This is a genomic window from Nocardioides sp. Root140 (assembly GCF_001426745.1).
In the GTDB taxonomy this organism is placed as follows: Bacteria; Actinomycetota; Actinomycetes; order Propionibacteriales; family Nocardioidaceae; genus Nocardioides.
On record NZ_LMFI01000010.1, the window covers coordinates 824,779 to 833,625 of the forward strand.

Here is an 8,847-nt window from a genome sequence, read left to right on the forward strand (position 1 = left end):
AAACATCCGCCTCCTGCTCACGCGCCCTATTGTTTGACGCATGACTCGCGCATCCATGACGGAGTCGCGACTCGGCTTTCTCCTGGGCGTCGCGGCGTACGGCCTCTGGGGGGCATTCCCGCTCTACTGGCCGCTGCTCGAGCCGGCCGGCGCGATCGAGATCCTGGCCCACCGGGTGCTCTGGTCGATGATCACGATGGGGGTCCTCGTCGTGCTCCTGCGCAAGGGCACGCAGCTGGTCACGATCTTCCGCACACCACGCACCCGGCGTCTCCTCACCGTCGGGGCCGCCGTCATCGCAGTGAACTGGGCGACCTACATCTGGGGGGTCAACAACGGCCACGTCGTCGAGGCGGCGCTGGGCTACTTCATCAACCCGCTGGTGACGGTGCTGATGGGCGTGCTGCTCCTGCGCGAGACGTTGCGGCCCTTGCAGTGGATGGCGACCGGCGTCGCGGCCGTCGCGGTCGTCGTACTCACCATCGACTACGGCCGCCCGCCCTGGGTGGCACTCGTGCTGGCCTTCTCGTTCGGCACCTACGGGTTGGCGAAGAAGCAGGCGAACACCGGTGCCGTGGAGAGCCTCACCTTCGAGACCATCGTGCTGGCCCCGGTCGCGGCGGCGTACATCGCCTTCCTGGTGGCGACCGGGAACTCCGAGTTCGGTGCGCACGGCGTCGGGCACGCGCTCCTGCTGACCACCACGGGCGCGGTGACCGCGGTTCCCCTGATCTGCTTCGGGGCCGCGGCGATCCGGCTGCCGATGGTGACGCTCGGGCTGTTGCAGTACCTCGCCCCGATCATCCAGTTCGCCCTCGGTGTCCTGCTCTTCCACGAGGACATGCCGGTCGGCCGCTGGATCGGCTTCGCGCTGGTCTGGCTGGCGCTGTCCGTGTTCACCGTCGAGGCGATCCGCCACCGGCACCGCCAGCTCCGTCTGACCGCCGAGGCCTGCGCGGTCTGAGCCGGCCGGACAGCGTTCGCTGTCCGCCCACTGACCCCGCCTGCTCACCTGTCGTACGGTCCGCCAGCCTTGTCACGCGATACGTTGCTGTGGTGACCCCCGAGGAGACTGCCCGCAGGTCCGCGGACGCGATGTGGGCCGGCGACCGGGCCAGCCAGGCGCTCGGCATGACGATCACCGACGTCGGGCCCGGGCGGGCCACGGTCTCGATGCCACTCCGCGCCGACATGGTCAACGGCCACGCCATCGGCCACGGCGGCTTCACGTTCACCCTGGCCGACACCGCGTTCGCGTTCGCCTGCAACTCCTACAACCGCTCCACGGTCGCGGCCGGGGCCAGCATCAGGTTCCGGGCCCCGACTTGCGAAGGGGACCTGCTGGTGGCCGAGGCGGTCGAGCGGGAGCGCAGCGGTCGCGACGGGACGTACGACGTCACGGTGCGCCGCGGCGACACGGTGGTCGCCGAGTTCGAAGGACGCAGCAAGGAGATCGGCGGCACCCTGTTCGAGGAGGAGTCATGACCGGCGAAGTCCCCGAGATCGACCGGGCGGCACTCGAGGCACTCCAGCTGGAGAGGCTGCGCGAGACCCTCGAGCGCGCGTGGGCGCATGTCCCCCACCACCGTCGCGCCTTCGAGGCCGCGGGGGTGCAGCCGCGTGACCTGACCAGCCTGGCCGACCTGGCCCGGTTCCCGTTCACCACGAAGGCCGACCTGCGGGCCAACTATCCGTTCGGGATGTTCGCCGTGCCACGCGAGGAGGTGAACCGGATCCACGCCTCGAGCGGCACCACCGGCAAGCCCACCGTGGTCGGCTACACCAGCGACGACATCGAGACGTGGGCCGAGCTGATGGCGCGGTCCATCCGGGCCGCGGGTGGTAGACCGGGCGACGTGGTCCACGTGGCCTACGGCTACGGGCTGTTCACCGGTGGACTGGGCGCCCACTACGGCGCCGAGCGACTCGGCTGCACCGTCGTGCCGGTCAGTGGCGGCATGACCCCGCGCCAGGTGCAGCTGATCACCGACTTCGAGCCGCGCATCATCATGGTCACGCCGTCGTACTTCCTCGCCCTCCTCGACGAGATGGAGGCCCAGGGCATCGACCCGCGCAGCACCAGCCTCGAGATCGGCATCTTCGGGGCCGAGCCCTGGACCGACGAGATGCGCCGCGCCATCGAGGAGCGGGCCGGCATCAGGGCCGTGGACATCTACGGGCTGAGTGAGGTGATGGGTCCGGGCGTCAGCCAGGAGGCGGTGGCCACCCAGGACGGCCTGCACGTCTGGGAGGACCACTTCCTGCCGGAGGTGATCGACCCGGTCACCCACGAGGTGCTGCCCGACGGGAGCGAGGGCGAGCTGGTCTTCACCAGCCTCACCAAGCAGGCGATGCCGGTGATCCGCTACCGCACCCGCGACCTGACCACGCTGCTGCCCGGTACGGCATACCCGGCGTTCCGGCGGATGCGCAAGGTCACCGGTCGCACCGACGACATGATGATCGTGCGCGGGGTCAACGTCTTCCCCACCCAGGTCGAGGAGCAGATCCTTGCCGTGCCCGGACTGGCGCCGCACTACCTCTGCGTGCTGACCCGGCCGGGGAACCTCGACGAGCTGACGGTGCGGGTAGAGGCCGAGGGCGCCGTCGACCCGGCGCTGGGTGTGGCGCTGGGCGACCGGATCAAGCAGCACATGGGCGTCAGCGCGCGCGTGGAGGTGGTCGAGCGGCACGCCCTGGAACGGTCGCTCGGCAAGGCGAAGCGCATCGACGACCAGCGGCGGAAGTAGCTCGAGTCAGGCGGTGCGGGTGGCGACCACGTCGGCGAAGGCCTCGAGCGCGGTGCGCACCGGGCCCTCGGGGAGCACCTTGAGGAGGTCCTTGGCCTCGGTGGCCCGGGCCACGACGTAGGCACGGGCCTCGCCCATCGCCGGGTGCGCGCGCAGCAGCTCGAGCGCCTCGGCGAGCCGGGCGTCGTCGTCGAGGTCGCTGGCGAGGAGCTCCTGGAGCCGGGCGTCGGCGGGGTCGGTCGAACGCTGCACGAGCAGCACCGGCAGGGTCGGCACGCCCTCGCGCAGGTCGGTGCCCGGCGTCTTGCCGGACTCGTCGCTCTCGGAGGCGATGTCGAGGATGTCGTCGGAGAGCTGGAAGGCTGCGCCGACGATCTCGCCGTACGCCGCCAGGGCATCCTCGATCTCGCGTGGTGCACCGCCGAAGCGGGCGCCGTACAAGGCAGACGTGGCGATCAGCGAGCCGGTCTTGCCGGCCACGACGCGCAGGTGGTGCTCGATCGGGTCGGCATCGGGGGCCGGCTCGACGGTCTCGAGGATCTGGCCCTCGACGAGCTTGGTGAAGGTGCGGGCCTGGATGCGCACGGCGTCGGCACCGAGCTCGGCGGTCAGCTCGGACGACTTGGAGAACAGGAAGTCGCCGGTCAGGATCGCGACGTGGTTGTCCCAGCGGGCGTTCGCCGAGTCGGCGCCGCGGCGCAGGTCGGCCTCGTCCATCACGTCGTCGTGGTAGAGCGAGGCCAGGTGGGTCAGCTCGACCACACAGGCCGCGGTGACGACCTCGTCGGACCCGGCGTCAGGCCCCGTCTCGGCGGCCAGCAGCACCAGCAACGGGCGGAACCGCTTGCCGCCGGCATCCATCAGGTGGCGGGCCGCGGTCGTGACGAACTCGGCCTCGCTCCTGATGTGCCCGGTCAGGGCGGTCTCCACCTCGAGCATGCGGGCGCGGAGCCGGTCGGCGAGCTCCTCGTCGAGGACGGGGAGGGCGAGGGCCGGCGCGTTCTGGGCGGTCACCTGATGAATTCTCCCGCATGGGCCGCGAGATCGAGAACCGGGCCGGGTACGACGCCGAGCACGACCGTCGCGACGGCACCCAGGCCGATCGCCGTGGCGGTCATGAAGCTGGGCAGCGTGACCGCCGGACCGTCGCCGATCGGCTCGTAGAAGTACATCAGCACGATGACCCGGATGTAGAAGAACGCGGCCAGCGCACTGGTCAGCACCGCGATCACCACGACCGGCCACGCGCCGGCCGACATGGCCGACGCGAAGACCGCCCACTTGCCGACGAAACCGGCTGTCAGCGGGATGCCGGCGAAGCCCAGCAGGAACAGGGCGAACACCCCGGCGACCAGTGGCGACTGCTTGCCCAGGCCGGTCCACCGGGACAGGTGCGTCGCCTCGCCGCCGGCGTCACGGACCAGCGTCACGATCGCGAACGCGCCGACGGTCATCAGGCCGTAGGTGACGAGGTAGAACAGCACGGCCTGGGTCGAGGAGAGCTCGCCCTTGGCCAGGTCGGAGGCCGAACGGGCGCCGATCAGGCCGGTGATGATGAAGCCGGTGTGGGTGATCGAGGAGTAGGCCAGCATGCGCTTGATGTCGCTCTGCGCGATCGCCAGGACAGCGCCGACGACCATGGACAGCACGGCGATGACCCACAGCATCGGGGCCCAGCTCCAGCGCTCGGAGCCGAAGGCCACGTAGAAGAGCCGCATCATCGCGCCGAACGCCGCGACCTTGGTGGCCGCGGCCATGAAGGCCGTGACCTGGGTGGGCGCGCCCTGGTAGACGTCGGGCGTCCACGACTGGAACGGCACCGCGCCGACCTTGAACAGCAGGCCCACCGAGATCATGCCGATGCCGATCAGCAGCATCGTGCGGCTGCCGGTGGAGTTGGCGATCGCCTCGTTGATGCCGCCGAAGTCCATCGTGCCGGCGTACCCGTAGACCAAGGCGATGCCGTAGATCACGAAGCCGGAGGAGAACGCACCGAGCAGGAAGTACTTGAGCGCGGCCTCCTGGCTGAGCAGGCGGCGTCGACGGGCCAGCCCGGAGAGCAGGTAGAGCGGCAGCGAGAGCACCTCGAGGCCGACGAAGAGCGTGAGCAGGTCGTTGGACGCGGGGAACAGCATCATGCCGCCGACCGCGAACATCATCAGCGGGAAGACCTCGGTGTGGTCGAGACCCTTGGTCGACGCCTCCCGCTCGGCGTCGGTGCCGGGCAGCGCCGCGGCCTGTCCGGCGAACGCGGAGACGCCGCCTTCGAGGCGTCGCTCGGCGAAGAGCAGGATGCCGGCCAGCGTGATCACCAGCAGCAGTCCCCAGAGGAAGACCGTGGGTCCGTCGACGGCCAGCGCGCCCATGGCCACGATCTCGCCGCGGGCAGGTCCGTGGTCGTCGAGGTTGACCCCGACGTAGATGACGCCGCCGAGGGCGGCCGCCGTGCCGGCCAGGGCCAGCACGGTCTGCACGAGGTAGCGGCGGGCGCGCGGCAGGAAGGCCTCGACGAGTACGCCGGCGCAGGCGACGCCGAAGACCAGCAGCAGCGGCCAGAGGAGGTCGTATTCAAGCGTGGGCTTGGAGAACTCGATCACTTGTGGTCCTCCTCGGTCGCCTGGTCGTCATGGGTCTGGTCGGCATCGACCGGTGCCACGACCGGATCGTCGTCACTCACCCCGACATGGATCATGGTCGCCTCGACAGCCGGGTTGATGATGTCGAGCACCGGCTTGGGATAGAAGCCGAACAGCAGCATCGCCGCCACCAGCGGGGCGACCGCGGCGATCTCGCGCACGTTGAGGTCCTTCATGCCGCTGACTGCGGGGTTGGTCGGCCCGGTCATCAGCTTCTGGTACATCCAGAGGACGTAGATCGCGGCCAGCACGATGCCGGTCACCGCGAACGCGCCGGCCACCCAGTGGTGGGCGAACCCGCCGACCAGCACCAGGAACTCGGACACGAACGGCGAGAGGCCGGGCAGTCCGAGGGTGCCGAGACCGCCGACGAGGAACAGCCCGGCGAGCACGGGCGCGACCTTCTCGACGCCGCCGTGGTCGCTGATCAACGTCGACCCGCGGCGCCTGATCAGGTAGCCGGCGACCAGGAACATCACCGCCGTGGCCAGCCCGTGGTTGAACATGTAGAACGTCGAGCCGGTCAGGCCCTGGCTGTTCATCACGAAGATGCCCAGCACGATGAAGCCGAAGTGCGACAGCGAGGTGAGCCCGATCAGCCGGAGCATGTCGTCCTGGCCGATCGCGATCAGCGCGCCGTAGACGATCGAGATGATCGCCAGCACGACCACGACCGGAGTCGCCCACTTCGACGCCTCCGGGAAGATGCCGAGGCAGAAGCGCAGCATGCCGTAGGTGCCGATCTTGTCGAGCACGCAGATCAGCAGCACGCTGGTGCCCGGGGTGGCGGCTGCCGTGGTGTCGGGCAGCCAGGTGTGCACCGGGAAGAGCGGCGCCTTGATCGCGAACGCGATGAAGAAGCCGAGGAACAGCCAGCGCCCGGTCTCCTTGTCCATCTCGATGCCGGCCAGGTCGCCGATGAGGTACGACGGGTTGCCGGCCTGCGCGGAGACGGCGTACAGCCCGACCACGGAGGCCAGCATGATGAGCCCGCCGGCCAGCATGTAGAGCAGGAACTTCACCGCGGCCTTGGAGCGCTGGGCCCGGTCGACGTGGCCGAAGCTGCCGATCAGGAAGTACGCCGGGATCAGCGTGGCCTCGAAGACGAAGTAGAACAGGAAGACGTCCTGGGCCATGAAGACGGCCAGGGCCAGGCCCTCGAGGGCCAGCATCCAGCCGAAGTACGCCGAGGGCGACGTGTCGTCGGCGTCGTTCCACGACGCGAGGACCACGACCGGCACCAGTAGCGTGGTCAGCAGCACCAGGGTCAGGCCGATGCCGTCGACGCCGAGCGCGTAGTGGGCGCCGAACGCGGGGATCCAGTCGTGCAGCTCGATGAACTGCATGCCGTCGCCCGCGTCGTACTGGAAGGCGACGACCACCGACAGCACGAACGTGAGCGCGGCCGTGCCGACCGCCACCTGCTTGGGCAGCTCGGAGCCACCCTTCGAGGGCAGCAGGGCGGTGACCGCTCCGCCGACCAGCGGCACGGCGATCAGCAGGGTGAGCCAGGGGAAGTCGTTCATCCGAGGTTCACCGCCAGCAGGGCCAGGATGACCAGCAGGGCGCCGACCAGGACGGACAGCGCGTAGGAGCGGACGAAGCCGTTCTGCACCTTGCGGAAGACTCCGGCGAGACCACCCATGCCCGCAGCCTGTCCTTCGACGGCGCCGTCGATCACGGCTGCGTCGAAGGTCATCAGGCCGCCGACGAGCTGGCGTCCGGGGTTGACGACCAGGCCGTCGTTGATCGCGTCGCCGTAGAGGTCGGCGCGGGCAGCGCGGGTGAGGACGTTGACGTCAGTGGGTGCGGTGCGGGGCACCTCGGTCCTTCCGATCGTGAACCAGGCAAGGGCAACGCCGGCCGCGACGACCAGCACCACGATCGCGGTCATGGCCAGGGCGGGGAGCGGCGGCTCCTCGTGGGCGTGGTGGCCGACGACCGGTGCGAGCCAGTCGACGATCCAGTTGCTCAGCAGCAGGAAGCCGCCGAGCACGGAGAGCGCGGCCAGCACCATCAGCGGCACCGTCATCACCTTGGGCGACTCGTGCGGGTGCACCTCGGGCTCCCAGCGCTTCTGGGTGAAGAAGGTCATCAGCATCAGTCGCGTCATGTAGAACGCGGTGACGCCGGCGCCGACCAGCGCGCACAGGCCGACGAAGATGTTCTCGGTGAAGGCGACCTCGATGATCTTGTCCTTCGACCAGAACCCGGAGAACCCGGGGAAGCCGATGATCGCGAGGTAGCCCATCGCGAACGTCAGGAACGTGACCGGCACGGCCTTCTGCAGGGCACCGTAGTGGCGCATGTCGACGTCGTCGTCCATCGCGTGCATGACCGACCCGGCACCCAGGAACATGTTGGCCTTGAAGAAGCCGTGGGTGATCAGGTGGAAGATCGCGAACGCGTAGCCGGCGACACCGAGGCCGGCACCGAGCATCATGTAGCCGATCTGGCTCATCGTGGAGCCGGCCAGCACCTTCTTGATGTCGTCCTTGGCGCACCCGATGACCGCGCCCCACAGGAGCGTGACCACCGCGACGACCACGACCGTGGTCTGCGCGATCGGTGCGTTCTCGAAGATGAAGTTGGAGCGGGTGACCAGGTAGACGCCGGCGGTCACCATGGTGGCCGCGTGGATCAGGGCAGAGACCGGGGTCGGGCCCTCCATCGCGTCGAGGAGCCAGGCCTGCAGCGGCACCTGGGCGCTCTTGCCGCACGCGCCGAGCAGGAGCAGCAGGCCGATCACGTTCATCGTGGCCTCGTCGGCACCGCTCGCCGCGGCACTGACACCAGCGAACGCGGTGGTGCCGAAGGTGACGAAGATCAGCATGATCGCCAGCGACATGCCGATGTCGCCGACCCGGTTGATCACGAACGCCTTCTTGGCGGCCGCGGCCGCGGTGGGCTTGTGCTGCCAGAAGCCGATCAGCAGGTACGACGCCAGGCCGACGCCTTCCCAGCCGAGGAAGATGCCGAGGTAGTCGGCGGCCAGCACCAGCATCGTCATCGCGGCGATGAAGAGGTTGAGGTAGCCGAAGAAGCGGCGACGGCGACCGTCGTGCTCCATGTAGCCGATCGAGTAGATGTGGATCAGCGAGCCGACACCGGTGATCAGCAGCACGAACAGGATCGAGAGCGGGTCGACCAGGAGGTCCATCCCCACCTTGAACCCGCCGGCCTCGATCCAGGTGAACAGCTCGCGTCCGACACTGCGGTCACCGGAGTCGCGGCCCAGCAGGGCGATGAACATCGCCAGGCCGATCGCGAAGGACCCGAGGGAGGTCGCCGTACCGAGCAGGTGGCCCCAGCGGTCGGTACGTCGTCCGCCGAGCAGCAGGATCGCGGCACCGGCCAGCGGCAGCACGATCACCAGCCAGGCCAGCGAGAAGACACCGTCGGCGGCAGCGGGGTCGACCACGGGGATGTGGCTCTCCGCCGCGAGCCCCGAGAGCATGGCG

Annotated in this window: 7 protein-coding genes; 3 read left to right on the forward strand and 4 right to left on the reverse strand. The window is 69.3% G+C overall.

Annotation, left to right across the window (positions count from 1 at the left end; genetic code table 11):
- The first annotated feature begins 40 nt into the window (after positions 1-40).
- The 3 genes from rarD to paaK all read left to right on the forward strand — a co-directional run bounded on the left by rarD (position 41) and on the right by paaK (position 2,750).
- Complete coding sequence (gene rarD, locus ASD30_RS14335) at positions 41-964, forward strand: EamA family transporter RarD (protein ID WP_056891847.1); 924 nt, start codon at positions 41-43, stop codon at positions 962-964.
- 92 nt (positions 965-1,056) lie between these two features.
- Entirely contained in the window at positions 1,057-1,485 is a 429-nt protein-coding gene (gene paaI, locus ASD30_RS14340; protein WP_235532588.1) for a hydroxyphenylacetyl-CoA thioesterase PaaI, read from the forward strand.
- Complete coding sequence (gene paaK, locus ASD30_RS14345; RefSeq protein ID WP_200951153.1) at positions 1,482-2,750, forward strand: phenylacetate--CoA ligase PaaK; 1,269 nt, start codon at positions 1,482-1,484, stop codon at positions 2,748-2,750. Before paaI ends, paaK begins: the two co-directional genes overlap by 4 nt.
- Before the next feature lie 6 nt (positions 2,751-2,756).
- On the opposite strand, the gene ASD30_RS14350 is transcribed toward paaK, so the two are convergent.
- From ASD30_RS14350 to nuoL, 4 genes are all read right to left on the reverse strand, one after another.
- Entirely contained in the window at positions 2,757-3,689 is a 933-nt protein-coding gene (locus ASD30_RS14350) for a polyprenyl synthetase family protein (RefSeq protein ID WP_082563964.1), read from the reverse strand.
- A 71-nt stretch (positions 3,690-3,760) separates the two neighbouring features.
- The gene (nuoN, locus tag ASD30_RS14355) at positions 3,761-5,344 is read right to left on the reverse strand and encodes an NADH-quinone oxidoreductase subunit NuoN (protein WP_056685007.1); all 1,584 of its coding nucleotides are present in this window, start codon (positions 5,342-5,344) and stop codon (positions 3,761-3,763) included.
- A complete protein-coding gene (locus ASD30_RS14360) occupies positions 5,344-6,912 on the reverse strand; it encodes an NADH-quinone oxidoreductase subunit M (protein WP_056682614.1) in 1,569 nt (522 codons plus the stop codon). Before ASD30_RS14360 ends, nuoN begins: the two co-directional genes overlap by 1 nt.
- Positions 6,909-8,843, reverse strand: a complete 1,935-nt coding sequence (nuoL, locus tag ASD30_RS14365; protein ID WP_082563841.1) for an NADH-quinone oxidoreductase subunit L — start codon at positions 8,841-8,843, stop codon at positions 6,909-6,911. Before nuoL ends, ASD30_RS14360 begins: the two co-directional genes overlap by 4 nt.
- Between the last annotated feature and the right edge of the window lie 4 nt (positions 8,844-8,847).

What these genes read in the sequence shown, in the direction of transcription:
- rarD (WP_056891847.1), top strand. Translation starts at nt 41, where the DNA reads ATGACTCGCGCATCCATGACGGAGTCGCGACTCGGCTTTCTCCTGGGC.
- paaK (WP_200951153.1), top strand. Translation starts at nt 1,482, where the DNA reads ATGACCGGCGAAGTCCCCGAGATCGACCGGGCGGCACTCGAGGCACTC.
- ASD30_RS14350 (WP_082563964.1), bottom strand. Translation starts at nt 3,689, where the DNA reads ATGCTCGAGGTGGAGACCGCCCTGACCGGGCACATCAGGAGCGAGGCC.
- ASD30_RS14360 (WP_056682614.1), bottom strand. Translation starts at nt 6,912, where the DNA reads ATGAACGACTTCCCCTGGCTCACCCTGCTGATCGCCGTGCCGCTGGTC.
- nuoL (WP_082563841.1), bottom strand. Translation starts at nt 8,843, where the DNA reads ATGCTCTCGGGGCTCGCGGCGGAGAGCCACATCCCCGTGGTCGACCCC.